This window comes from Rhizobium sp. L1K21, from assembly GCF_024055895.1.
GTDB lineage: Bacteria > Pseudomonadota > Alphaproteobacteria > Rhizobiales > Rhizobiaceae > Ensifer_A.
Genome location: NZ_JAMXLE010000001.1, coordinates 862,578 through 888,022, shown reverse-complemented (window position 1 = coordinate 888,022; position 25,445 = coordinate 862,578). Strand labels below are relative to the sequence as shown.

28 protein-coding genes are annotated in these 25,445 nt (G+C 57.0%); 10 read left to right on the top strand and 18 right to left on the bottom strand.

The window, feature by feature from the left end; all coding sequences use genetic code 11:
• Position 1: 1 nt before the first annotated feature.
• A complete protein-coding gene (locus NHF56_RS04190; RefSeq protein ID WP_252801833.1) occupies positions 2–493 on the bottom strand; it encodes an NUDIX domain-containing protein in 492 nt (163 codons plus the stop codon).
• A gap of 39 nt (positions 494–532) precedes the next feature.
• On the opposite strand from NHF56_RS04190, the gene NHF56_RS04185 reads away from it, so the two are divergent.
• Positions 533–1,426: a metallophosphoesterase gene (locus NHF56_RS04185; protein WP_252801831.1), complete on the top strand. Its 894-nt coding sequence runs from the start codon at positions 533–535 to the stop codon at positions 1,424–1,426.
• 6 nt (positions 1,427–1,432) lie between these two features.
• Here NHF56_RS04185 and NHF56_RS04180 read toward each other — a convergent pair whose 3' ends face one another.
• From NHF56_RS04180 to NHF56_RS04165, 4 genes are read right to left on the bottom strand one after another with little or no spacing between them, the layout of a single operon-like run.
• Complete coding sequence (locus NHF56_RS04180) at positions 1,433–2,569, bottom strand: ABC transporter permease (protein WP_252801830.1); 1,137 nt, start codon at positions 2,567–2,569, stop codon at positions 1,433–1,435.
• Positions 2,566–3,486, bottom strand: coding sequence for an ABC transporter ATP-binding protein (locus tag NHF56_RS04175; RefSeq protein WP_252801829.1), 921 nt, complete (start codon positions 3,484–3,486; stop codon positions 2,566–2,568). Before NHF56_RS04175 ends, NHF56_RS04180 begins: the two co-directional genes overlap by 4 nt.
• Positions 3,483–4,442 carry an HlyD family secretion protein gene (locus tag NHF56_RS04170; protein ID WP_252801828.1) on the bottom strand — a complete coding sequence of 320 codons (960 nt, stop codon included), beginning with the start codon at positions 4,440–4,442 and terminating at the stop codon, positions 3,483–3,485. The genes NHF56_RS04175 and NHF56_RS04170 overlap by 4 nt, the downstream gene beginning before the upstream one ends.
• 3 nt (positions 4,443–4,445) lie before the next feature.
• On the bottom strand, positions 4,446–5,102 hold the full coding sequence (locus NHF56_RS04165; RefSeq protein ID WP_252801827.1) for a CerR family C-terminal domain-containing protein: 657 nt from the start codon (positions 5,100–5,102) through the stop codon (positions 4,446–4,448).
• A 161-nt stretch (positions 5,103–5,263) separates the two neighbouring features.
• Between NHF56_RS04165 and NHF56_RS04160 the strand changes: the two genes are divergently transcribed.
• Entirely contained in the window at positions 5,264–5,782 is a 519-nt protein-coding gene (locus tag NHF56_RS04160; RefSeq protein WP_252801826.1) for an RNA polymerase sigma factor, read from the top strand.
• A gap of 19 nt (positions 5,783–5,801) precedes the next feature.
• A complete protein-coding gene (locus NHF56_RS04155; protein WP_252801825.1) occupies positions 5,802–6,059 on the top strand; it encodes a hypothetical protein in 258 nt (85 codons plus the stop codon).
• A gap of 22 nt (positions 6,060–6,081) precedes the next feature.
• Here the strand turns inward: NHF56_RS04155 and NHF56_RS04150 are convergent, their stop codons facing one another.
• Entirely contained in the window at positions 6,082–6,852 is a 771-nt protein-coding gene (locus NHF56_RS04150) for an alpha/beta fold hydrolase (RefSeq protein WP_252801824.1), read from the bottom strand.
• Between the two features lie 74 nt (positions 6,853–6,926).
• On the opposite strand from NHF56_RS04150, the gene NHF56_RS04145 reads away from it, so the two are divergent.
• Positions 6,927–7,286, top strand: coding sequence for a YigZ family protein (locus NHF56_RS04145; protein ID WP_252801823.1), 360 nt, complete (start codon positions 6,927–6,929; stop codon positions 7,284–7,286).
• A gap of 38 nt (positions 7,287–7,324) precedes the next feature.
• Here NHF56_RS04145 and rpsU read toward each other — a convergent pair whose 3' ends face one another.
• The 9 genes from rpsU to NHF56_RS04105 all read right to left on the bottom strand — a co-directional run bounded on the left by rpsU (position 7,325) and on the right by NHF56_RS04105 (position 14,853).
• A complete protein-coding gene (gene rpsU, locus NHF56_RS04140) occupies positions 7,325–7,552 on the bottom strand; it encodes a 30S ribosomal protein S21 (protein WP_252801821.1) in 228 nt (75 codons plus the stop codon).
• Positions 7,553–7,906: 354 nt separating this feature from the next.
• Positions 7,907–8,677, bottom strand: coding sequence for an MBL fold metallo-hydrolase (locus NHF56_RS04135; protein WP_252801819.1), 771 nt, complete (start codon positions 8,675–8,677; stop codon positions 7,907–7,909).
• A 146-nt stretch (positions 8,678–8,823) separates the two neighbouring features.
• Positions 8,824–9,543: a lysozyme inhibitor LprI family protein gene (locus tag NHF56_RS04130; RefSeq protein WP_252801817.1), complete on the bottom strand. Its 720-nt coding sequence runs from the start codon at positions 9,541–9,543 to the stop codon at positions 8,824–8,826.
• A 92-nt stretch (positions 9,544–9,635) separates the two neighbouring features.
• A complete protein-coding gene (gene nudI / locus NHF56_RS04125; RefSeq protein WP_252801816.1) occupies positions 9,636–10,067 on the bottom strand; it encodes a nucleoside triphosphatase NudI in 432 nt (143 codons plus the stop codon).
• Between the two features lie 143 nt (positions 10,068–10,210).
• Positions 10,211–11,908 (bottom strand): 2-isopropylmalate synthase, encoded by a 1,698-nt coding sequence (gene leuA / locus NHF56_RS04120; protein ID WP_252801814.1) that lies wholly within the window; start codon positions 11,906–11,908, stop codon positions 10,211–10,213.
• Between the two features lie 159 nt (positions 11,909–12,067).
• A complete protein-coding gene (locus NHF56_RS20850) occupies positions 12,068–12,190 on the bottom strand; it encodes a hypothetical protein (protein ID WP_256995377.1) in 123 nt (40 codons plus the stop codon).
• Positions 12,191–12,217: 27 nt separating this feature from the next.
• On the bottom strand, positions 12,218–13,396 hold the full coding sequence (locus NHF56_RS04115) for a benzoate/H(+) symporter BenE family transporter (RefSeq protein ID WP_252801812.1): 1,179 nt from the start codon (positions 13,394–13,396) through the stop codon (positions 12,218–12,220).
• A gap of 141 nt (positions 13,397–13,537) precedes the next feature.
• Positions 13,538–14,125, bottom strand: coding sequence for an ATP-dependent Clp protease proteolytic subunit (locus NHF56_RS04110; RefSeq protein ID WP_252804828.1), 588 nt, complete (start codon positions 14,123–14,125; stop codon positions 13,538–13,540).
• A 176-nt stretch (positions 14,126–14,301) separates the two neighbouring features.
• The gene (locus NHF56_RS04105) at positions 14,302–14,853 is read right to left on the bottom strand and encodes an NADPH-dependent FMN reductase (RefSeq protein ID WP_252801811.1); all 552 of its coding nucleotides are present in this window, start codon (positions 14,851–14,853) and stop codon (positions 14,302–14,304) included.
• A gap of 220 nt (positions 14,854–15,073) precedes the next feature.
• Here NHF56_RS04105 and NHF56_RS04100 point away from each other — a divergent pair, with 220 nt between their 5' ends.
• Positions 15,074–15,640, top strand: a complete 567-nt coding sequence (locus tag NHF56_RS04100; protein ID WP_252801810.1) for a HupE/UreJ family protein — start codon at positions 15,074–15,076, stop codon at positions 15,638–15,640.
• Positions 15,641–15,692: 52 nt separating this feature from the next.
• On the opposite strand, the gene queF is transcribed toward NHF56_RS04100, so the two are convergent.
• Complete coding sequence (gene queF, locus NHF56_RS04095; protein ID WP_252801809.1) at positions 15,693–16,157, bottom strand: preQ(1) synthase; 465 nt, start codon at positions 16,155–16,157, stop codon at positions 15,693–15,695.
• Between the two features lie 14 nt (positions 16,158–16,171).
• Complete coding sequence (locus NHF56_RS04090) at positions 16,172–17,071, bottom strand: cation diffusion facilitator family transporter (RefSeq protein ID WP_252801808.1); 900 nt, start codon at positions 17,069–17,071, stop codon at positions 16,172–16,174.
• A gap of 198 nt (positions 17,072–17,269) precedes the next feature.
• Here NHF56_RS04090 and NHF56_RS04085 point away from each other — a divergent pair, with 198 nt between their 5' ends.
• Both NHF56_RS04085 and NHF56_RS04080 read left to right on the top strand, forming a co-directional pair.
• On the top strand, positions 17,270–18,571 hold the full coding sequence (locus NHF56_RS04085) for an FAD-binding oxidoreductase (RefSeq protein WP_252801807.1): 1,302 nt from the start codon (positions 17,270–17,272) through the stop codon (positions 18,569–18,571).
• Positions 18,572–19,128: 557 nt separating this feature from the next.
• Positions 19,129–19,662, top strand: a complete 534-nt coding sequence (locus tag NHF56_RS04080; RefSeq protein ID WP_252801806.1) for a YcnI family protein — start codon at positions 19,129–19,131, stop codon at positions 19,660–19,662.
• Positions 19,663–19,721: 59 nt separating this feature from the next.
• On the opposite strand, the gene NHF56_RS04075 is transcribed toward NHF56_RS04080, so the two are convergent.
• Positions 19,722–21,911 (bottom strand): anthranilate synthase, encoded by a 2,190-nt coding sequence (locus NHF56_RS04075; RefSeq protein ID WP_252801805.1) that lies wholly within the window; start codon positions 21,909–21,911, stop codon positions 19,722–19,724.
• 341 nt (positions 21,912–22,252) lie between these two features.
• On the opposite strand from NHF56_RS04075, the gene NHF56_RS04070 reads away from it, so the two are divergent.
• The 3 genes from NHF56_RS04070 to NHF56_RS04060 all read left to right on the top strand — a co-directional run bounded on the left by NHF56_RS04070 (position 22,253) and on the right by NHF56_RS04060 (position 25,438).
• Positions 22,253–23,050, top strand: coding sequence for an extensin family protein (locus NHF56_RS04070; protein ID WP_252801804.1), 798 nt, complete (start codon positions 22,253–22,255; stop codon positions 23,048–23,050).
• A gap of 148 nt (positions 23,051–23,198) precedes the next feature.
• Positions 23,199–24,287 carry a hypothetical protein gene (locus tag NHF56_RS04065; protein ID WP_252801802.1) on the top strand — a complete coding sequence of 363 codons (1,089 nt, stop codon included), beginning with the start codon at positions 23,199–23,201 and terminating at the stop codon, positions 24,285–24,287.
• 17 nt (positions 24,288–24,304) lie between these two features.
• On the top strand, positions 24,305–25,438 hold the full coding sequence (locus tag NHF56_RS04060; RefSeq protein WP_252801800.1) for a hypothetical protein: 1,134 nt from the start codon (positions 24,305–24,307) through the stop codon (positions 25,436–25,438).
• Positions 25,439–25,445: the final 7 nt, after the last annotated feature.

Below are 25,445 nucleotides of genomic sequence, written 5' to 3'. Positions count from 1 at the left end.
CTTACCACTCTTCCGAGATCGGGGCCTCGCCCATGATCTCGGCAAGACGGCGGCGGGTGGCCGGTGTGGTATCTTCCGGCAGATTGCCGATTTCGAAGAAGCCACACTCGATGATTTCCTTGTCCGGCTCACGCGGAGCCGTCTGCTCGACATTGCGGCAGACATAAAGCTGCACATGGTCGCGCGGTGTCACGTTGCGGTTCAGATAAAGCCCGAAGGATTGCGCCGGTTCGGTGAGAACAAGGTTGCCCTCTTCGCGAATTTCCTTGGCAAGCGCTGTCAGCATGGTTTCACCCCATTCAACACCGCCACCGGGAAGATACCAGCCTGGCATATAGCCGTGCTTGACCAGAAAGACGCGGCCTTGCCCATCAAAACAGGCAGCGCGCACGCCGAGCGTCATTCCGCGGCTGAGCAAAAACCATATATGCAGGATCCTGGCCAGAAAGAGCATCCATTTGCTGCTGACTTCCGGGGCGTTTTCTTCACTCATTGTCTTGCTCACCTAAAAACGCGCGGATAAAACCCGCCTATGTTCAAACTTGCCCACATCTCTGATGTCCACCTCGGACCGCTGCCAGCCATTACCATGCGCGAGCTCATGTCCAAGCGAATTACCGGCTATGTCAATTGGCAGCGCAATCGCAAGAAACACCTTTTCGGCGATACGTTAACGCGGCTGATCGAGCATATACGCGCCCAAGCGCCGGACCATTTGGCAATTACGGGTGACTTAGTCAACCTCGCGGCGCGCACGGAAATCGATAAGGCCCAGATGTGGCTCGAAAACCTCGGCGACCCACAGGAAATTTCGGTGGTGCCGGGCAACCATGATGCTTACGTGCCGCGCGCGTTAAGCCGATCTTTAAAGGCCTGGAGGCCGTTTCTGACCGCCGACGGCGCTCCACTTTCCGAAACACCCCAATTTCCCTACCTGAGGGTACGCGGCCCCGTTGCCCTGATCGGTTGTTCGACGGCGCATGCCACGCCGCCCTTCTCGGCAAACGGCACCTTCGGCCCAAACCAGGCAGAACGCACAAGACAACTGCTGAAGGAAGCAGGCGAACGCGGCCTGTTCCGCGTCGTGCTGATCCATCACCCCCCCGTTCGCGGTGCAGCCTCAAACTACAAGCGCATGACCGGCATTCGCCGTTTTGGAAAGATGTTGAGGGAGGTCGGTGCAGAGCTGGTGCTGCACGGCCATACCCATCTCAACACAGTCTACCATCTGGAAGGACGCGATGGGCCTGTTCCTGTCGTTGGCATCGCATCGGCATCGCAAGGTCAGGGCGGACGGAAACCGCCGGCAGGCTATAATCTCTTTTCCATCTCTGGCGAGGCAGGCAATTGGCAACTCACCCGCGAGCGCTTCGCCATGGAGGGCGACGATGGAGCCTTCATCCTCGCGCAGAGCGACAAGCTCTAACCCCTTCTAATCAAGCGTTCTGCGGAAGCGTGTGAGCGCAATCAGAACATAGACCGCGATAAAGCCGATGAGCACGTGGATTTCAAACGAAACCGCATTCCAGTCTGCACCTTTCAGCATGACGGCGCGAATGACACGCAGGAAATGCGTGAGCGGAAAAATCTCACCCAGCATCTGCGCCCATTCCGGCATGCCGCGATAAGGGAACATGAAACCCGACAGCAGGATCGACGGCAGGAAGAAGAAGAAGGTCAGCTGCATGGCCTGCATCTGGTTTCTGGCGGCGGTGGAAAATACATAGCCCAGAAGAACCAGCGCCAGCACGAAAACCAGGATTGCCGCCAGCAGAAGCGTCATGGAGCCGACAAAGGGAACACCGAACAGGAGCTTGGCGGCGACGAGTACCACAACCACCTGCATAGCGCCCACCGCCATGAAGGGCATGACCTTTCCGAGCATGATTTCCGCCGGATTTGCCGGCATGGCAAGCAGGTTCTCCATCGTGCCGCGCTCAATCTCCCGCGTCAGCGCCATCGATGTCATCATCATCATGGTCATCTGCAGAATGACACCCAGAAGCCCCGGAACGATGTTGTATTGCGTCACGCCTTCCGGATTATAGCGCTTGTGCACCACCACCTCGATCTGATTTTCAGCCGATTGCTGCGCTTGAGCCTCCAGCCCCTGCTCGCGCAGAAGCGCCTGCGCAGTGACTGTTGAGAGCGTTGAAATGGCGCCTGAAGCAACCGACGGATCAGTTGCGTCCGCCTCGATGAGAAGCTGCGGCCGATCACCGCGATCAACACGGGCGGCAAAATCGGAGGGAATGGTGACGACGAAGGACACCGTTCCTTCCGCAATCATCTGCTCTGCCTCTTCCGCAGAAGCGCCAACCTTGATGAAACGGTAATAGCCCGTCAGTTCCAGCGCCGACACCATGGCGCGAACATAATGGTCAGGCTTGGTGGAGACCAGAACGGCAGGCAGGTCCTTGGGGTCGCTATTGATTGCAAAACCAAAAAGCAGAAGCTGCATCAACGGCACGCCCAGCATCATGCCAAAGGTGATGCGGTCGCGCCGCATCTGGATGAATTCCTTGGCAAGCAGAGCCCCGAGCCGCTGGAAGGAGAAAAAGCCGCTCATAACATATTGTCCGTGGAGTGCGCCATAAACTCGATAAAGACATCTTCGAGACTGGTCTGCCCCCTGTTGACCTCAACGCCGGGTCGGTTGCGAATATCGGCAAGTGCGGTTTCAAGCGCCGCGCGATCCTCGCCGACCACATGCAGCGTTGCGCCGAAGGGCGCCACCTGTGAAATGCCTTCTCTACCCCTCAACTCTTCAGCCAGTCCGGCAATGTTCTTGCCATGAACAACAAAGGTCGTAAGGCCGGCATTGGAAACCACCTCTTCCACAGTGCCGCTGGCCAGCAGGCGACCATAGGAAATGTAGTTGATGCGGTGACAGCGTTCGGCTTCGTCCATGTAATGGGTGGAAACCAGCACCGTCAGGCCGTCGGCCGCGCGCTGGTGGATCTCATCCCAGAATTCGCGCCGAGCCTTCGGGTCCACGCCAGCCGTCGGCTCATCCAGCAAAAGCAGTTTCGGCTTGTGCATGATGCAGGCAGCCAGCGCCAGCCGCTGTTTCCAGCCGCCCGAAAGCGTACCGGCCATCTGCTTGCGCCGCGCCGTCAGCCCCAGATCCTCAAGCGTATCGCGAACATTCTGCGCCGCAGGTTTCAGCTCATAAAGCCGCGCGACAAACATGAGATTTTCTTCAATGGACAGATCTTCGTAAAAGGAAAAACGCTGGGTCATGTAGCCCACCTCGCGCTTGATCTTCAGACCATCCTTGCGCAGATCGAAACCGAGTACCTGCCCCTCGCCCTCATCCGGCGTCAGCAGACCGCACATCATGCGGATCGTGGTGGTCTTGCCCGAACCGTTCGGCCCGAGAAAGCCGGCAATTTCACCCTCGGCCACTGACATGCTGACATCATTGACAACAGTCTTCTCGCCGAAGCGCTTGGTGAGCCCGCTGACCTCAATCGCATTGGTCATGGATCAGCACCTTCCAGTGCCACATCGACAATCTGACCGGGCTTCAACGCCGCACTGCCAGGCTCCGGCCGCGCCTCGACGAGATAAACGAGCTTCTGCCGGTTATCGAGCGAATAAATCACCGGCGGGGTAAACTCCGGACCGTCGGAAATATAGGTGATGCGCGCCTTGTCTTTGCCCGAACAGCCATCGCAATGCACCGCCAGAACCTTTCCATAAGCGATGGAGGCGAGATATTTCTCAGGCACATAAATGCGCAGCTTCACCGCACCATCCGGCAAAATGGAGACCACCGGCTGCGACGGCCCCGAAAGCTCGCCGACACGGCGGATCACATCGTCGACCACACCATCTGCCGGTGCCTTGAGCGAACGGCGCTGCAGCCGGAACTGCGCCAGTTCCAAAGATGCCTCGGCCTGTTTCACCGCCTCTTTTGCGGCCTCGATCTGCTGTTTGCGCGCCGGCAATTGCGACACGGCAAGATTGGCCTGCATCTGCTGCACCGAAGCATTGGCGAGTTCGGCGGCGGTCTGCGCCTTGTCATAGTCCGATTGAGCGGCAATGCCGCGTTTGAGCAGGTCTGCCGTGCGCTTCAGCGTGCGCTGCGCCTCCTCCGACTGGGCAATCGCCGATGCCAGATTGGCCTGGATGACCGCCACCTCTTCCGGTCGCGATCCCACCTGCAGGTTGGCCAGTTGAGACCTGGCCTGCCCAAGCGCCGCCGTTGCCTGATTGACGGAATAGACCGCATCTTCGCTTTCCAGTTCCGCCACCAGGCTGCCAGCGGCTACGCGGTCTCCACGCTTCACTTTCAGCGTCTCGATGCGCGCCTGATCAATGGGCGCAAGGCGCACATATTCGCCTTCCACATAGCCCGTCGCCAGCGGCTTGTCCGGCGCACAGGCACTCAAAAGCGAGCTGACAATCGGTATGGCGCAAAGCAAGCCTTCAAACATGGCCTAGTCCTTCTTGTAGGCTGCAATCAGCCCGCGCAGGTTCGTTTTCAACACGGCGACAATCTTGTCAGCTTCCTCTTCACGTATGTCTTCCCAGTTCATGCGCTGCATGATCGCGGGCCTGCCGATACGGAAGTAGATGGTTTGCCCAAGCATGCAGAAGGTGGCCAGACGCACCTCTTCCGCCTCCGCATCCTGGCCGGTCGCCATTGCAAAAATCTCGCACATCCGCTCATGAACCGGCTTGAAAAGCTGGCTGTAGACGGTCTGGAAGACCTCCCCCGGCTGCATGACCTCACGCAATATGAACGTTGCAAGCAGCTTGGCTTCGCCTGAAGTGGCAACAAACCGGCCGAATTGCTCCACTTGCCATTCCAGCACGGATACGGCCTCAGCCGGTGACAGTTTCGGCAACGGACCGGCAAAGGCCGGGCCGATGAAGGAGCGTATCCGCCCCATGACATAATCCGCACAGGCAAGCCGCAATCCGGGCTTGCCGCCGAAATGATAGGCAATCGACCCAATATTGGCTGCCGCATGATCCGCAATCTCGCGTGTGGAGACCGCCTCATAGCCCTTTTCCCCAAACAGCCTGAGGGCCGCTTCGACCAGTGCCTTTCGTGTGATTTCCGCACCTGAAATCGGTTTCTCGATATTCACTTTTTTGCCTCGCCTGTAATTCACATCAATTTAATCAATCGATTGATTAAATGTCAATGGCTTTCGGAATGGTTAGTCCGCCCCTGTTCCCCCGGAAACAGCGGCCAGCTGCAAAACGTCGAATAAAGGCGCCAATAGGAACGTATTACCGGGGAAGTGAAATGTTTGAAGCAAGCGTTAGCCGCAACGAAAGTGCGGAGCTGGTTCGTTTTCTACCGCGCATGCGCCGATTTGCCATCACGTTGACACGCAATGCCAACGATGCTGACGATCTGGTGCAGGAAGCATGCGAGAAGACGATCACAAAGGCGCACCTGCGCCCGCCGCAGGCAGGATTTGAAAGCTGGGTTTACACCATGATGCGCAACATGTGGATCGACGAGGTGCGGAAGCGCAAGGTCCGGCTCGGCAAGGGCAACGTGGATTTCTCCGAGCAGGACGAGCTCAATGTCAGCCCATCAGGCGAGGACGCGATCTATATTGCGCAGGTCAAGGAGATGATCCAGTCGATGCCGGAAGGGCTCGCTTCCGTATTCCTCCTCGTCAACGTCGAAGGACACAGCTATCGCGAGGCCGCCGATATCCTGGGAATTCCGATCGGCACCGTCATGAGCCGCCTCTCCACCGCCCGTCTGCGCCTTGCTGAGATGGTCGGACAACCCATGAAGAAAAGGGCATGATTTGAAAACGAACGCTGACATGTTTGACCAGCTCCCCGTAAACGTCCAACTATCTGCCTATCTTGACGAGGAGCTGCCGGAGCCCTTGGCCCGCCGGCTCTCTCTGCGCCTACAAAAGGAACCGGCGCTGCAGTGCGCGCTGGATAGCCTGCGTAGCGGGAGTGCATTGGGAAATCTGCTGTTTGCGGCCTTGTTGAAGGAACCGGTTCCGCTGACCTTCGCCCGCGCTATCCGGCGTGGGCAAGGTATTGCTGCCAAACTGACACAAGACGTCTGATCAACGTTGAGGATGCAAAACACTACCGTCCGAACGCCGAAATCAGCGCATGGGCCACCCGCTCCGGGCACTCATCGAGCAACATATGCCCCACACCGGAAATGGTCGTTTTTTCGAAGTTTTCAGGCATACGCGCCATCTGGCTCACCGGAAGCGTGGGGTCCAGATCGCCCCAATAGACCGCCGCGGGCTTGGTAATGCTTGCCAGCATATCGCGCGGGATCGCGCCTTGTTCCGCCGCGCCTTCCGAAGCGAACATCGCCGCATAAACGGAAAGCAGAGCCTCTTTCGCACCCACCTGCTGACGCTCCGCGACAATCGAATTGATGAGCTCTTCAGGTACATGGAAACCATTGGCGACCATCGTCTGCATTTCAGCACGAATGGCCTCTGCCGTCTCAGCCCGTGCGAAGGCCTTCAGCCCGGCAGCATCGATTTCCGGTCCCATTCCCCCCGGCGCAAAAAGGGTTAGGGAACCCACCCTATCGCCGGCCCGCAATGCAATCAGCGTCGCAACCGCGCCGCCCATGGAATGGCCGGCAAGATGAAACTGGCCTATTCCACGCGCATCGAGATCGGCCAGAAGCGCCTTTGCCATGCGCCCTGCCCCACCTGATCCTTCCGCATTCACGGAATGACGATGCCCCGGAAGGTCATAGACAATCAGCGGCATGGTGGCCGGCAAAAAGCTGCGCACCGAATTCCAAGCCGCAGCACTTCCCCCAAACCCATGGATCAAAACCATCGGTGTCTGTGCCGTGTGGTCCCCGAACAACTCCGCATAAAGCCGCATCAAAATCCCCCCTTGTTTGCCCCAACTATGGCAGACCTTGATCGGCAGCACGAGAGGGCTTATTCGCTTCCACCATGCTGACGCTCGAAAACATCATTTCCGACCGTGGATCGAAATATGCCGTGTCCGGCGGCCCTTGCAACTCTGCCGAGGCGGCAAAAGTCTTCCTTGAGGAACTGAAAAAGACAAAGAAATTCGCCAAGGCGACCCACAACACCTGGGCGTTGATCTGCTCAGAAGGCCAGATCAAGAATGACGACGGCGAGAGCGGTGCAGGCATGATTATCCTGAAGATGCTGGAGCGGGAAAAGCTTGAAAATCATATCGTTGTGGTAACGCGCTGGTATGGCGGCAAACATCTGGGGGGCGACCGTTTCCGTCATGTCCAGAATGCGGTGCGCATCTACCTTGATGAGAATCAAAAAGGGCGCTGAACCGCGCCCCATTGATCGTTCCTCATGCGGCCCCGGCTCTAGCGGCGGCCACCCTTGCGCGGTAGCAAGCCTTCGCGCTGCAACATCTTGCGCTCTGCCTTGCGGCGGCGGCGAATGGCTTCATTCTTCTGACGCGCGCGCTTTTCGGAAGGCTTTTCATAAGCCTTGCGTGCCTTCATCTCGCGATAAAGCCCTTCACGCTGCATTTTCTTCTTCAGTGTCCGGATTGCCTTTTCCACATTGTTGTCTCGCACATAAATCTGCAAATTTCTCTCCTTTCAGGGGAGCTTTCGCTCCACTTCGGTTAAAATCACCACGCAATGATCGGCCAGCCAAACGGCCAAGTCACACGCATACGCAACCGCCGCAACGAACGGTAAAACGCCTCTGACCGTTCATCGCGCAAAATCACTCAAAGCTGAGGATCGAAAGGCGTTTCAAACGCCGAGCCGAAGCAAGATGCCCCGGAAAGAGCAGGTATGTCTGCTCCTGAACAAGCTCCATCAAAGCCAAGGCGGCTCGAAACGATGGAACAAATCGATGATCGGTATAAACAATTTAAGCGCCCGCCGGTCATTTAGCAACCGGCGGAGCCGAATTCATGGGGCAAAACCAACCGTTCAGCCGTACCACGGGCCTTTCACCACGTTGGTTTCGACACCAGCGTCGGTCACCATCTTGGCAAAGGCATCAATGTCGCTGCCCTTGTAGTGATAGGGGTAAACATATTCCGGTGCGAACGCCGCAACACCCGCGCTCGCCTGCTCCACATCCATTGTGTAAGGCAGGTTCATCGGCACGAAGGCAACATAGATATCTTCCAGCGCCCGCATTTCCGCAGTGTCTTCCGTATCGCCGGCAATATAGAAGCGTTTGCCACCAATGGTCAGGATATAGCCATTATCGCGCCCCTTGGGGTGATACTGCAGGCGCTCCTCGGTGGTGTTGTAGGCCGCAATTGCATCGATGCTCATGCCCTTCACCGTCGCGCTTTCACCATTGGCGATCGCGGTCGCCTTCGCCTTCAAGTCCTCGGGCAGCATGTCGTAGACAGCTGGGTTGGTCACCAGCTTGGTGTTCTCGCCGACGATGGCATTCAGCGTCTCGACATTGTAGTGGTCGCTATGTTCGTGGGTGATGAGAACGAGGTCAGGCTTCGGCATGTTTTCATAGAGTGCTGCGCCACCAACCGGATCGTTGTAGATCACCATCGACGGGGTCTCCATCACAAATGAGGCGTGCTGCACCGGGTGAACGACGACCTCGCCGCCCTCCACCGCATAGGTGTCGCCGCCTGCGGCGCGTGCTGCAAACGGCATGATGATGGATGCCTGCAGGCCGATCAGCCCGGCTGCGCCGAGTTTCAAAGTTCCACGTCGTGTAAGCTGCATGTTCCTCTCCATGTTTTTGATGTCATCGGAGGGGCTCGTGCAAGAACCCCGCACATAATCTATTTGGGGACTACGCAGGCCTGGAGCAAACGGATCGCTCCTGACATTTTCGTGAACGGTGTTGACGAGGGTCGAGGGTTCAAGCCTCAGGCACCGCCGCACATATGCTGCGAATCCGGCATGATCCAGCTGCCGTGTGTCTCGGTATCCAGCCCATAATAGAAATAACCGCGATTATCGCCATCCGGGCAATCATGGGGAATTTGCGTCAGGCAGAGAACCACCTTATGCCCCGCCTTCACCTCGTTCATCGGCCACTCGCGATCATAGGAAACCTGGTAGAGCCCGTTGGCGAACTGGAAGACGGTGCCGGATTCTGAATTGTCGTAGCTCAAAGGCTCGCCAAATCGCGTCATCACCTCCGTCACATGGGACATCACGCACTGGGCTGGCACGCTTGGCAGTTCGTCGCTTTCAGAAGGTTCCTGCGCGGCAAATTGCCCTGCCTTGCGCCCAACAAGCGCACGGGCATAGTCCTGCGGCCAGGACGATGATTGCGCCCCGAATGTGGAAAGTGAATAGGCAAGCACGGAGGCAAGGCAAGCCTTGTCCGCTCCACATTTTGCCCGGTCCTGCAACAGGGCCCGTGCGACGTCCTTCTTCGGCTGATGATAGGCCTCGAAACCCTCATAGGCTTTCGACACCATTACATCGAGTTCGGAAAGAACATCGTCGCCGCAAATCGCCTTCTCCTCCGGGGCATTTGCTTTCGCGCAATCAAACGAAGGGTCCGCGAAAACGGACCCGGCACAGAAAAAGAAAGCCGCAAACAGGGCTGCGCGGCAAAAATCACTTTCGATAGCCATCAATATCCCCGGCGGTTGAAGATGGATTGTGTCACTATGCCAAAGACGAAACGCCCCGACAACGGAAAACGCAAGCGCGCAACGGCAGTCCACTACCCTTGCAAAAGCCCCTTCTGGACAAGCGTAAACCGGGTTGCCTCGTTCAGATCATACGAACCCAAATCCTCTGGCAACACCCAGGCAAAGTCTTCAAACTCGTCATTGATCTTTACATCGCGATTGCCCGCATGGCAGTCGAAAATCAGATAGATCATATAGATCTCTTCCGTCGTGCCATCGGCATAAGTCTTTACCCGGCGCTCATCCCGGAACGTCCACGGCTCGACTTTCTCAATAACGAGCGCCTCGCCCAGCTCTTCACGAATTTCGCGCCGAAGCCCCTCTTCAATCGTCTCATCAGGCTCCTGCCCACCACCCGACAATGCCCATTGCCCCGGGAATACCCCGCGGTCTGAAGGCATTTTGCAAAGCAGATAAGCACCCTGGTTTTGGATCAGGGGGCACAGAATAACGCGCTGACGCATGGCAACCTCATGGAAGAATCACATCTAGAGCGTGCAGGCTAACCATTGACCGGCAACATTTAAAGCAAACGACCCGCGATGGAATCAAAAAGGGCGCCGCAAAGACGCCCTTTTCTACAAGGTCAAATCGCTGTTGCGAGCAATCAGCGGCCAATCAGGTTCGCTGCGGAAACGATCGCCTCAAGGGATGCCGCCACGATATTGGCGTTGATCCCAACACCATGGACCGTCTTGCCCGCTGCATCGATTTCCATATAGCAGATGGCGGAAGCATCCGAACCATGCTGCAACGAGTGTTCGGAATAATCGTTCACACTCAGATCAATGCCCAGATATTTCGACAGTGCATCAACAAACCCTGCCACGGGACCGGAACCCTTGCCCTCGATCCGCTTCTTCTCGCCATTGTCGATGATTTCAGCGGCAACGATGCGATAGCCCGGACGATTCGGGTCGGTGTGGGAATGGTGGTCAAGGAACTTCAGGCGCGCGCCAGGCTGCTCTACATAGCGCTCCATGAAACGTTCATAGATGCGCTTCGGCGGAAGCTCCACGCCCTCTTCGTCGGTAATGCGCTGAATCTCTTCGCGGAACTCCACCTGCAATTTGCGTGGCAGGTTGATCCCGTAATCCTCGGCCATGATGTAGGCGATGCCGCCCTTGCCCGACTGCGAGTTGATGCGGATAATCGCCTCATACGTGCGTCCCACATCCTGCGGATCAATCGGCAGGTAAGGCACTTCCCAGAGCGGCTTGTTGGCCGTCTTGATCGCCTTCATGCCCTTGTTGATGGCGTCCTGGTGCGAGCCGGAAAAGGCTGTGTAAACCAGCTCACCCACATAGGGATGACGCTCGGGGATCTTCAATTCGTTGGAATATTCATAGACCGCCTTGATGCGCTCGATGTCGGAGCAATCGAGCTTCGGATCGACCCCTTGGGTGAACATGTTCAGCGCCAGAGTGACGATATCCACGTTGCCGGTCCGCTCGCCATTGCCGAACAGCGTTCCTTCCACACGATCAGCACCAGCCAGCAAGCCCATCTCGGTTGCCGCAATGCCGGTCCCCCGGTCATTGTGCGGATGCAGGGACACGATCACATTTTCGCGGTTTTCGATGTTGCGGCACATCCACTCGATCTGGTCGGCATAGATGTTCGGTGTGGACATTTCCACCGTCGCCGGCAGGTTCAGGATCAGCTTGTTGTCCGCCGTCGGCTGCATCACTTCAATCACCGCATTGGAGATTTCCAGCGCAACATCCAGTTCCGTGCCGGTAAAGCTTTCCGGCGAATATTCGAACCGGTAACCACCGCCCGCCTTCTCCGCCATGTCGCGGATCATCTTGGCGGCATCAACGGCAATCTGCTTGATGCCCTGCACGTCCTTGCCAAACACCACGCGGCGCTGCAATTCCGAGGTGGAATTGTAGAAATGCACAATCGGCTTGTTGGCGCCTTCCAGCGACTCGAAAGTGCGGGTGATCAGTTCCGGGCGGCACTGAACCAGCACCTGCAAGGACACATCATCGGGTACGCCGCCTTCTTCGATGCACCAGCGGGCAAAATCGAAGTCGGTCTGAGAGGCTGAAGGAAAGCCGATCTCGATTTCCTTGAAACCCATGTCGAGCAGCAACTGAAACATGCGTGCCTTGCGATCATGCCCCATCGGATTGATGAGAGCCTGATTGCCATCACGCAGATCGACCGAGCACCAGATCGGCGGCTTTTCAATCTGTTTCGAAGGCCATGTGCGGTCGCTCAAACCCACCTGCGGATAGGCCTGATATTTCACGCCGGCAGCCGGCATGCCGTTTTGCGGATGATAAACTTGCTTGATCATTGTCGTCTCGTCTCTTCCCTTGTGCCGCGCTTTTAGCCCATCAAAGAAGCTTTGGCGACACACATCGGCGCAATCTTTACGCCTGAAATTCAAGTTATAGGGTGATTTTGAAAGAGCGCTTTTGCCTCAGGCGGTTTTCGGCCGCCGGGCGCTCTTTCCTCAGACCCGGCAACCGCGTGTAAGGCCGAGGAGAAGAAGCGAGTTTACGGTGCGCGCGATGATACCGGAAGCATTGCGCTCCCGCGAAATCGTCGTCGTCTGTTTTTCGAACCGTGTCTTCATGGCAAGCCGTATAGCCCGGCATTTGGATTATGGCAAGTCCTTGCGAAAAACGGCATTCATCGCCAGCACCGCGCCACCGGCAATGAGGCCCCAGAATGCGCCCGACACCCCACCGAACGAGAGCCCGGAGGCTGTGACCAGAAAGGTAACGCCCGCCGCCTCGCGTGTGCGCGGATCGCTGAAGGCCGCCGTTGCGGCCCCCGTCAGCGCGCCAATCAACGCAAGACCTGCCACGGCCTTGATATAGACAGGATCAGAAAGCGAGACAAACCAGGTGATCACGCCAGTTGCCAATCCGAAGAGGATATAGAAAAGCCCGCCAAAGGCCGCCGCCCAATAGCGTTTTGTCGTATCGGGATGCGCATCCGCCCCCGCACACATGGCCGCCGTGATTGCGGCCAGATTGACGGCCAACCCGCCGAACGGCGCCGAAAGCAGCGAGAAAACACCTGTACTGGCAAAAAGCGGTCCCGGAGCCGGCTCATAACCATTGACCTTCAAGACAGCCACACCAGGAATATTCTGAGACGCCATGGTGACGATGAAGAGCGGCAGTGCGATGGAAATCAGGGCCTGCAGATTAAATTCGGGTGAGACAAAGACCAGCCCTGCCCCTAGCCCCGGCATGCTCGAGGGATCAAACGAGCCATTCAGATGGTAGGCAGTGAGACCGACAAAGACGGCCAGAGCTGCAGGTAGCGCCCAGAGGCGCTTGAAGACACCGACAACCGCCCAGGCTGCAAAAATCAGGATACCGCCCAGAGGATCAATGCCGACTGCAGTCACGGGAGCCAGGCAAAGCGGCAGCACGATGCCCGCCAGCATGGCATTGGAGAGCGACGGCGGAATGGAGGCCACGGCCCGCCCGAACGGTCTGAATAGACCGGCTGCAACAATCAATGCCGATGATATCAGGAATGCCCCGACCGCTGCTGAAAAGCCACCTTCGACGACACCCGTGCCGGCCAGTAGTGCAGCTCCCGGCGTCGACCAGGCAACCGAAATCGGCATTTTGGACCAGAGCGACAGCACGATCCCGCATAGCCCCATGGCAATGGAAAGCGCGGCCAGACCTGATGCCGCCTGTGCAGGCGTTGCGCCAACCCCTTCAAGCCCCTGCAGGACGACAGCAAAAGAACTCGCAAAACCGGCGAAAGCCACCAGAATGCCCATGAAGAAAGACTGCGCGGAAATATCTTTGAACATATGCCTTTTAAAATTCCAAATTGCCTCAAGCAATTTTGCATAGCGATTGTTGCATCTCAAATCCAGCCGGTGCGATGAAAATCGAAAGGCCCGCCGGGTGAACCGGGCGGGCCTTCAAAAGTCGACGGCAGCGGCTGTAAATCAGCCGATTTCGTCCTGCGAGGTGATGATCTTCGAAACGAGACCATATTCCTTGGCGTCTTCGGCAGAGAGCCAGTAGTCGCGGTCGGTGTCCTTGGCGATTTTCTCAACCGGCTGGCCGGTGGCCTCGGAGAAAATCTTGTTCAGGCGCTCGTTCATCTTGATGATCTCGCGGGCCTGAATCTCGATATCGGATGCCATGCCGCGCGTACCACCGGAGGGTTGGTGCAGCAGGAAGCGGGTATTGGCCAGGCAAACACGGCGCTCCTTGGGGACCGAGACGTAAATCAACGCACCGGCGGAAGCGACCCAGCCCGTGCCGATCATCCAGACCTTCGGCTTGATGAACTTGATCATGTCATGGATGGAATCACCCGATTCCACATGACCGCCAGGAGAATTCACAAAGATGCGGATGTCTTCGTCACCAGCAGCGGCCAGTGCCACAAGCTGCGCGCAAACCTTGTTGGCCAGTTCCTGCGTAATGCCACCATAGATGAAGATGGAGCGCGACTTGAAAAGTGCTGCCTCCGCATCCTTGCCCAACGGCGCTTCTTTCGTCTTCTCGTCGTCTTCTTCCATGCGCATTCCGCAAACTCCAGAATATTCCATTCGAATTCTCCTTGAGATAAGGCGACTCGGATGAGAAAACAATGCAACATTTAAGACAGGCTTAAAAGGGCGCTAAAATGGACAGGGCCGGAATGCCCGGCCCGCCTGCGGCTGAGCCTCAATTCATACCTGATCTTTAGAAAGGCATGTGCCTAACGATGCTTGTCGATCCATGCCGCAAACGCCTTCATGAACGTTTCGAGAAACGTCTTTGTGTTCTCGTTGGTCACGTTTCCGCTGTCATCGAACAGATTACCAAGACCACCAATATAAGCCTCAGGCTGCGCCATGGCCGGCACATTGAGGAAAACCAGCGACTGGCGAAGATGATGGTTCGCACCAAAGCCGCCTATCGCACCGGGTGAGCCGGTAACCACCGCACCCGGCTTCCCGTTCCAGACACTCGAACCCATCGGCCGCGAGCCGACATCGAGCGCATTTTTCAGCGACGCTGGCAGCGAGCGGTTATATTCCGGCGTAACGAAGAGGACCGCATCGCAGGCGGTGATGGAAGAACGGAAATCCTTCCAGGCTGCAGGCGCTTCATCTTCAAGATCGGAATTGTAAAACGGCAGATCGCCGATTTCCACAAAGGAAAAGGCCAGATTCTCGGGTGCCACCCGCTCCAGCGCTTTAGCGAGCTTACGGTTCAGCGAACCCTCGCGCAGGCTACCGACAAGAACAGCGACTTTCACGTTTTCCATCTTTTCTCACTCCTGATTGAACAGCATCATTTTCATGGTAACTTTTGATCGGCACGTCCGTTCCGTTCGGACAAAAAAGTCTGTGCAGTCGCAATTGGAACTATGCACGTCAAAATTTCAATGGACAGCGCGTCCGAACTTCTCCTAACATTGAAGGATATTCAATCGGAATCGGCACGACCCAATCCGGGGTGCCTTGTTGACCAGAAAGAGGGACATAATGTTCAAGAAAATTTCGCTTTCCACCATCGCCTTTGCAGCCGCAACACCGGCCTTCGCCCACCTGAACCCTGCCGAGCATGGTTCTTTCATGGCTGGTCTCTCCCACCCCTTCACAGGCCTTGACCACATTCTGGCTATGGTGTCGGTCGGCCTTTGGGCGGCTATGATCGGCGGCAAAGCGAAGATCGCGGTTCCAGCGGCATTTGTCACAACGATGGCCGTCGGCTTCGCACTGGCACTTTACGGCGTTGCACTTCCTTTTGTCGAACCCGCGATCATGGCCTCCATCGTCGCGCTGGGCCTGCTGGTGGCCATGGCTGTGCGTTTCCCATTGGGTGCCTCTGCCGCAGTGGTTGCCGTTTTTGCCCTCTTCCACGGCTATGCGCACGGTTCTGAGCTCGGTGCTGCCGGTGCCATGCAGTTTGGCCTTGGCTTTGTCGCAGCAACAATCCTCCTGCACGCTGCCGGCGTGGGTCTTGGTGTTGCGCTTGGCCGCTACGAAAACGTCGCCCGCTTCCTCGGCGCAGGCACCGCAGTTGCCGGCCTTGCTTTGATGCTCGGCTGAACCATCAAAACACGCATTGAAAAAAGGCGGGCTTTGCAGTCCGCCTTTTTTGTTATCCCCGGCCTCGATAGGTCGGCACGCCCTGATCCGGCAGCCACAAACCTTCCGGCGGCGCGCCGGTCTGCCAGAACACATCAATCGGAATGCCCCCGCGCGGATACCAGTAGGCACCGATCCTCAACCATTCAGGGTCAAGAAGCGCAACCAGCCGCTTGGCGATATAGACCGAGCAATCCTCGTGAAAGGCCCCATGGTTGCGGAAGGAAAACAGAAAGAGCTTCAGAGACTTGGATTCCACCAGCCATTCACCCGGCACATAATCGATAACGATATGGGCGAAATCCGGCTGCCCTGTCATCGGGCAAAGCGAGGTAAATTCAGGTGCCGTAAACCGCGTGACATACTGGGTTCCCGCATTGCTGTTGGGAACGCGCTCAAGCACGGCTTCCTCAGGCGACGTTGGCGCCTGTGTATTCGCACCAAGCTGCGTCAGCCCGGAAACATCGGTCTTGGACATGTGCGTCTCTCCGTTCAGATTTTGACGCGCCTGCCATGCGCCTTTTCACCTTCCGGTTCAACATGAATTGCGATGCTGGCACCGGAAATGATGGCATGGATCGCGTCTTCAAGCCGGTCACAAATCGCATGTGCATCGCCGACAGCCATGTTCTTCGGCACAACGAGGTGGAAATCGATAAAGACGGCTGGCCCCGCACGACGCGTTCTCAAATCATGCACCCCGATAGAACCCGTCGCGTGGTCGGCGATTGCCTGTTTGATATCGGTTTCCTCTTCCGGCGTCACCGCCCGGTCCATCAAACCATCCAGCGAATGCGAAATGACTTTCCAGCCCTGGAAGAGAATGTTTACGGCAACAATCAGCGCCATGATCGGATCGAGAATGGCATAGCCGGTCGCCAAAACCAGCAACAAACCAACAAGGACCCCACCCGATGTGACAACGTCGGAGAGAATATGACGACCGTCCGCAGTCAGCGCCGGAGAATGGTTTGCCTTGCCGGCCCTGATCAAAGCCCATGCCCAAATGGCATTGATGGCCGCTGCGGCAAGATTGATCGAAAGACCGAGCACCGGCGCCTGCGGCAGTTCGGGCGCCAGGAGATCAGCACTGGCCTGGCGAACAATCAACAGCGCGGCCACGACAATCATCACGCCCTCGATGACCGCCGAAAGATATTCAGCCTTATAGTGTCCGAACTGATGGTCGTGGTCGGCGGGCTTCTGCGAATATCGAATTGCGGCATAGGCGACGATGGCCGCAATCACGTTGACGGTTGATTCCAGCGCATCCGAAAGTAGCGCCACCGAACCCGTCACATACCAGGCAAGCGCCTTCAGCCCCATGACGCCGAAAGCGACCGGAATGGTCCAGAATGCTAAGCGCCGCACGATTGGCGAAAAAGTCGGCATCGTTGCCGGTCCCCGTTCAAATCTCAGCGTGGGATAGACCCGACCTATGACGAGGGCAAGGCATGTTTGAAAAAATACACCGGAAGCTTTGCCGATGAATTGTCGTGGAACAACCACCCCAAATCATATAGTGCTTGGCCAAAGGCCAACCCCATTGAAAGCCTTCGAGACCTGCATGACTGCCTCGGTGACTGCCCAATGACTGCATTGAACCAAACCCCTCTCGAAATCGCTCCGCTTGCGGAAAACCAGCGACAGACCATTGCCGTCATCGGCGCAGGCTTCGTGGGACTATGCTCGGCCCTCTGGCTGCAGCGTGCAGGTCACAAAGTGACGATCATCGATCCTGAGCCGCCGACCGGCAACGTGTCCTATCGCAACGCCTGCTCCTATGGGAACGCCTGCACGATTGCAGCCCACGCGGTGCTGCCGGTTGGAACGCCGGGCATTGTCTGGGATGTCCCCCGCATGCTCCTGCGCGCAGACGCACCACTCTCGATCATCTGGCGCTATCTGCCGCAATTGGCTCCTTGGCTGATCGCGTTTCTCTCTGCCAGCCGAACAAAAGAGGTCGAACGTATTTCCTCCGTATTGGGCCAGATGCTCTATCATGCCGATGCTGCCTGGTTGCCGCTGATGCAGCAATCCGAAAGCATGCATCTGCGCCGCGAAAACGGCTGCCTTTATCTCTACAAGAGCGAAGCCGATTACCGCTCTGCCGAGCAAAACGACCGGCTGCGCGCCAAATATGGCGTGGCGATCGATGAGGTCAGCCGCGATGAAATCCGCGACCTGGAGCCCAATCTTGCCCCGGTTTATGAGCGCGGCGCGCTTTACAGGGACTCGTTCAATCTTTGGAGCCCGCTGCAACTCGCCCAAGCGCTTGCCCGCGCCTTCGAGGCGGCAGGCGGCACATTCGTCAGGCAGGAAGCCCTGAACGTTGAGGCCAACGAAACCGGCGGCAAAGTTCACACAAGCGGCGATCCCGTCGAGGCCGGTCATATTGTTATCGCCGCCGGTGCGCATTCCAAGCGGTTTTGTGCGCAGTTGGGCGACAAGGTCCTGCTTGACACCGAACGCGGCTATCACGTCCTTTTCCCGGAAGGTCGCGATCTTCTGAACCGGCCCGTCTGCTACCCTGAACACGGATTTTACATGGTGCCGATGCAGAATGGCATTCGCACCGTCGGCACCGTTGAATTCGGCGGGCTCAAAAGGCCGCTCAATCCCAAACGCACCGCCATGCTGCGCAATGCGACACCCAAATTGCTCCCCAATGTGGGAACCGCAACCGACGAGTGGATGGGTTTTCGTCCCTCCATGCCGGACTCGCTGCCCGTCATCGGCCCCTCGCCCAAATCACCCAATGTGACCTACGCATTCGGCCACGGCCATATCGGCCTGACGCTGGGTGCTCTGACCGGCTATCTCGTCGCGCAGAATATCGCGGGACAACAAACGCTGATTGACGTGGAGCCGCTGCGCCCGGTGCGGTTTTGAAGGCAGATTTCGTCCCATTGCAGGTGACTGATTGGCAAGTGCGAGACGGGGCAAAATGCCAGTTGTTAATGGCAGATAAATAAGCTAACTGCGACGGTAAACTTTTAAAGGAATGACGGCATTTCATGCGCCGGGGTCATGTCATAAGACTTCTGTTTATTGTTGCGCTGATGCTTGCTGGCTTCACGTACAGGCCACCGCTTGTTCACGCCGGCAATTATGACGTCGCCTATCAACTTCCAGATGGAAGCTTTGCGTCGCTTTGTGCACAAGGGCAGGAACCCGGCGCGCCGGAACACCAGTCGCATCCTTGTGAATTCTGCACACTTTCCCACTCTCTGTTCAGTCAAAATTGCAACTACGAGACATACCTTCCATCTACTATTGCCGGGAAACGCCTGCTTTCCCGGAAGTACGAAGGACCTGAGCAGAAGACCGCGATAGCAAGGCCGCGGTCCCGTGCGCCACCGTTCATCGGCTGAATCTCGAAACAAATCAAACTTCAACAGATTTTTGGCCACGGCTGTCAAAGAACCCGTGCGCCTTGGAGAAATGCGATGAACTTCAACAAATTGATGACGATCACCCTTGGCCTTGCCGCGATTTCATCCACACAGGCTCTCGCCCACTCAACATTGGTCACACGCGAAGCAGCTGCTGAAAGCTATTTCGTGGCGCAAGTGCAAATCCCGCATGGCTGCGACGGCAAGGATACCAACGCGGTTTCAGTGAAAATGCCGGAGGGTTTCATTCTCGCCAAGCCGATGCCAAAGGCAGGCTGGACTTTGGAGATCATCAAGGGCGACTATCAAAAGACCTACGAAAATCACGGTACTGAGGTAAAATCGGGACCTGTGGAAATCATCTGGAAGGACGGCAGCCTGCCGGACGACTTCTACGATGTATTTACCATGCAAGGGAAAGTCACAGGCATTGAAGCCGGAACGGCCCTGCCCTTCATCGTCACCCAAACATGCGGAGATGAAAAACTTGAATGGAATGAAATCGCCAAGGATGGAGAGGATCCGCACGCGCTAAAACATCCCGCTCCCTTGCTGATGGTGACAGAGCCGGCGCATCATCATCATTGATCAAAAAGGGCAGCGGTGTTGAACGGCACCGCTGCCCACTCAGCATAGTTTGAATGCGCTTAAGCCGCTTTCACGCGCGCCCGTTTGGACAGATGCGCCACCACGTTTTCAATCATGCGCATGCCGGCGTCCTGACCGAGTGTCATGATGGATTCGGGATGGAACTGAACGGCGGCAACCGGCTCTTTGGAATGCTCAATCCCCATGATCGTTCCGTCTTCGCTTTCTGCCGTGATCATGAAATCGGGGTGCAGGGTCGAAGGATCGGCGAAAATGGAGTGATACCGTCCAACGGTGATATCTTTCGAAAGACCCGAAAATACAGTCCCCTGCTCCAGCACCCGGATCCGCGACGGCTTTCCATGCATGGGAATGGCAAGTTGGCGCAGCTCACCGCCATAGGCCTCGGCAAGCGCCTGAAGCCCGAGGCAGACGCCGAAGATTGGAAGCGAGCGTGACCGCGCCTTCTTGATCGTCGTCTTGGTATCGAAATCCTGCGGAGAGCCCGGCCCCGGCGACAGCACAACAAGATCAGGATCAATCCGATCAAACACATCATCGGCCACCGGTGAGCGTACGGTCGTGACCGTCGCGCCGGTCTGGCGGAAATAGTTGGCAAGCGTATGCACGAAGGAATCCTCGTGATCCACCAACAGGATTTTCACTCCGCTGCCCACCTTCGCCGCCTCGCGAGAGGCTTTTGAAGAATTGCCGGCACCGGCATCGCGAATGGCTGAAATCATGGCTGAAGCTTTCAGTTCCGTTTCTGCTTCTTCCTCTTCCGGATTGGAATCATTGAGAAGCGTGGCACCCGCACGCACCTCGGCAATGCCGTTCTTGATGCGAACGGTGCGCAGCGTCAGGCCGGTATTCATATCACCATTAAAGCCCACCATGCCAATGGCCCCGCCATACCAGGCGCGCGGGCTCTTTTCATGATTTTCGATAAACCGCATGGCCCACAGTTTCGGCGCACCCGTCACTGTCACCGCCCAGGCATGCGAGAGGAAACCGTCAAAGGCGTCCATATCTTCCCGCAGCCGCCCCTCGATATGGTCCACAGTGTGGATGAGGCGCGAATACATCTCGATCTGGCGACGGCCGATCACCTTCACCGAACCCGGCTCGCAAACACGCGACTTGTCGTTGCGGTCCACATCCGAACACATGGTCAGTTCGGACTCATCTTTCTTCGAATTGAGCAGCTTCAGGATCTGCTCGCTATCGGCAATGGCATCTTCACCGCGTTTGATCGTCCCGGAGATCGGGCATGTTTCGATGCGCCGGCCGGTCACACGCACAAACATTTCAGGCGAGGCACCAACCAGATATTCCTGGTTTCCGAGATTGATGAAGAAGGAATAGGGCGACGGGTTGATTTCCTTCAGCCGCCGGGAAATCTGCGATGGCTTGCTTTCGCAGCGCTCCATGAACTTCTGCCCCGGCACCACTTCGAAAAGATCACCCTTGCGGAAACTCTCCTTGGCCTTCACCACCAGTTTTGCATATTCGCCGACCTGATGGTCGCTGCGCGGCGGAATGGAGTCCGTTTGTTTGAACGGCTCTGCCGGAATGTCGCCCGCCTTGCCTTTGGTGGTCTTGCCGCCCATCTCGAAATCGTAACGGTCGACCCAGGCGCGCGCCGAATAGTTATCCACCACCAGCACTTCGTCGGGAAGGAAAAGCACCATGTCGCGCTGATCCTTGGGCCGCTCGAGCTGCAGTTTGATGGCATCGAACTGGAAGGCGAGATCATAGCCGAAAGCGCCGTAAAGGCCGATGCTGGCATCTTCCTTGGAATGGAAAAGCTCGGTGATGGCACGAATGGCGGTGAAGACCGTCGGCATTTTCGACCGTTCTTCTTCCGTGAATGTCCGATCAGGCTCGTTGACGCTCAGATCAAGCCGACGAGCGGTTCGCTCTCCCATCGTCAACTCGCCGACCTTGGCAAGCGCACCGGCTATAAAGTCAAGAATGACCTCGCCGCGCTCATTATAGGCTTCCACCCAGACATTGCGTCCGAAAGAGGAAATACCGACCGGCGGATCGACGATGGCCGTATCCCAGCGGGTGTAACGGCCGGGATATTCATAATTGGACGACAAAGCCGCGCCGCGGCGCTCATCCAGCATGTCGATATAGCTGGAAAGCGCATCGCTATAGTCGACCTCGCGCCGCTGGCGGACGACTGTCACGCCACCCTTTGTGACATATGCCTCCGAACCGTCGTCCAAAACCCGCGTACTCATAGTCCCTCTTCCTTATCTGGCCCCTTCCTCAGGCAGCCAGACACAAAAAAAGCCGCCTGAGGTTCTCGGGGCGGCTTGTAGCTTAACGCTTCACATGACTGGTCACGGCCGCCTTTAGCGAGCCCACCACCAGTTAGCAATGTTCAGCGTCTTGATCATGGCGAAAAGTGTTAGCGTGGCTTTGTTGAAATCGCAAGAGCCTTGGGGAAAATTCAGGTGCCGCGCCCTGCAAGGCTGGTGAAAGCCTTCACCTTGGCCTCTTTTATTTATGACCGTAACATTTTTTGAAACGAACAATCCCGCTCCCGCTTCATTTCCATTCCACGAAGGCCCGAGAAGGAATGGCGATGACAAAGTGGATATTGATAGCCGTCACGGCACTGGCACTGGCTCAAGGGGCAGCGGCTGAGGATATTCCGATCCCGCAGGAAAGGCCGAAGTTGGAAACGCCAGCACCTGCCTCGCTCCCAGTCCCGACCCCCACATCGCCGAGTTCGGAAAGCACAGATAAGCCCTCGCCCGAAAGCACCGATCAAGAGACGGAAGAGCCGAAGGCACCTGTCGCAAAACTTGAAAAAGAAGACCTAAAAGAGCTCGCCCAATGCCTGAGCGATCTCAGGGCTGAAGGTGCGGCGTTCAAAACGGCTGAACAGATCGACGACGGGGACGGTTGCGGGATCGACAAGCCGATCATCCTCAGTGAAGTGCTGCCCGGCATCAAGGTGATACCGGAGGCAAAACTGCGCTGCCAGACCGCACTCCAGCTTTCCCGGTGGACCAAAGACAGCGTCTTGCCCGCTGCGAAAGTCGCCCTCTCCGGCGACAAGCTGACGGTGATTGAAAACGCCTCCGACTACGTTTGCCGCAAACGCAACAATGCCAAGACGGGCAAAATATCCGAACATGCCCATGGCAATGCAATCGACATTGGCGGCTTCCGCTTTGCCAGCGGAAAGCGTCTTGATGTTGAAGCGCGCGACACCGATTCGACCCTTCAAGGGGCGTTCCAGCGGGCCGCCAGAGCCACCGCCTGCCTCTATTTCACCACGGTTCTCGGGCCCGGCAGCGACGATGCGCACAAAACGCACTTCCATATCGATATTCTGGAGCGGTCGCGCGGATATCGCTACTGCCGCTGAGACCCCCGCCAGCAAGGGAATAAAGTCCACCTCTTGAACGTTGCTCCGGCGTATCCAAATAAACTTCCGGGGATTGCGCGATTGGGAGTTTGTCACCTCCACCACATCCGCTAATCTCGCGCCAGTCAGATTTTTCAGGGGACGCAATATGGCAACGCTTCAATCGCTCGATTCCGAAATCGAAAAGACCCGTTCTGTTGTCAGCGAGATGCGCGGCAAGCTCGAACAATCCGGCAAGGTTCTCGACGAATTTTCCAAGGCCGAAACGAAAATCGGCGATGCCAATTTCGATATCGAAAACGCCCGCATTCAGGATGTGCTGAAACAGCAGAAGGTGATGGAGGCCAATATTGCCGACCTGATCATCGGGCTGGAAGATGCGACCAACGTCTTCGGCGAAGAATTCGAAAGCATGAAGACCTTCTCCGGTTATGAGAAGTTCGTCGGCATTTTCTCAAAGCAGCGCGCCCAGCGCATGCGCACCGACCGTGTGCGCAACATGTCGCTGGCCGGTAACCTGCAGGAATTGCTTGCCAAGTCAGACACGATCGTCGGCATTCTGCGCGAGCAGAAAAGCGTACTCGAAGAGCGCTACGCCAATTCCGAAACCAGCCTGAAACAGGTGATCGAGCGCCGCAAGTCAACCTTGGACGCACTTGAACAGACGCAAAAGCGCATTGAAGAACTCAATCCAATGCTCATGGACATTGAAAACAAGATCGCCTCCTCCACCGACCAGCAGACCCGCGCAGACCTGGAAAGCGAGCGCTCGGCCATGGCGACCGAATATAACCAGATGCAGGCCAAAGAGCAGGAGCTTCTGGCCGAAAGCCAGACGCTGGAGCGCTACACCTCAATGTTCCAGACCTTCGTGGATTCGCTGAACAACCAGATTGCCGCGCAAAACACGCTGATCAACAAGCTGACCATCGATACCGAGCAGCGCATCGTGCTGTACAAGGCGCTGGAAGACTCGCTGAAAACCGCAGCCCAGCAGGACGTTGCCCACCGCATCAACACGCTCGGCAGCCAGGTGGACACGGCCGCTGAAGAGACCATGGCCGGTATTGGCGCCGCTGCCCAGAGCCACATTGGCGACCTCTTGGAAATGCATGAGAAGAACATGCTCTCCACCCAGGATATTCAACGCCGCAAGAAGCTCGCAGACGATGCTTTTGCCCGCCGCTTCAAGGACGTGATGGATAAGCACAACGCCGCTGACTACGTGCAGAAATAAGGTCTTCGGCATCTGAAATGAACGAACAGTCCCCCACCGCTGCACACTATTTCCAGTCGATGGAAGCCGCGCTCGATGGTTTGCAGCGGTTTCTTTCGATGGACACCGAGGTGAACCGGGCGAGCCGGATCATGGGGCCTTATGTGGAGCGATTGGCAACCTCCTTTGCCTGCTGGCGCAATCGCCTCGGCTTTATGGAGCAGTTCCGCATTTCCCGCGCAGAAAGCGGTTTTCCGGTTTTCCAGAACCTGCTGGAATTGGAAAACGACCGCAAAACCGCCCCCGAACGCCTCTCCGCCATTCCCGCAGCCGACCTGCTGCGCGAGGAGATGGCCGATTTCATTCTGCGCCAGAAGTCCTTCCCATCCGATCTGCAAGCCCGCATGGCCGAGCGGCTCTACCTTGAGGAAATCGGTAAAGGCCAGCTTTTTTCGCCCTTCATCCTGCCCGAAACGGTGAATGTCGACGTCAACACCAAGACGCGTCGCCCTGCCTATGGGGTGCGGTGGGCAACGTTTGACGGCTCGCAGATGCTGCCAATCATCTACGCGCTGGTGACAGAGGATTCGTCTCCGAAAATCGCCGACATTCTGGTGACGAAAGATGGCACGCTGAATGAGGATGTCGAGATCCAGTTGCCCGTTGGAGGACTTTTAAACCCCGAGCTTGCCAAACCCTTCGACGCGTTTGCTGAAAAGAACAGCGCCTACGGCCTGTCACCACTGACAATCGCCCGGAACCTCGACCGGGATTTTGCCGACCTGCATCCCAAGCGCCTGCAGCGCGCCATTCTCGGCCCCTTCTATTCAGCCGGTATTACGGAAAACAATGCCCGCGTGAACGATATCATTTCCAAGGTGCGCAAGCCCGAAAACGCCTGGGTTCTGACCTGGACCGTGCAGGAAGTCTTTTCCAAAAACGAGAAGCCGGCCAAAAGCGGCTGGTTTTCATCCACACCGGCGGAAGAAGAATTCCACATCAATACCGACGATCTGGAAGCCACCCGGCAAGGCGTCAGCCTTTATGAAAAACATGCCCTCGTTCCCCACGATGCCTATCAGGCGCTCTATGCCGAGGGCGAGGCCGACAACATCTTTGCAGGCTACAAGGTCCACGTGATTTCGGGCCACAATATCGTCAGCCAGGTGTGAGGAGAAA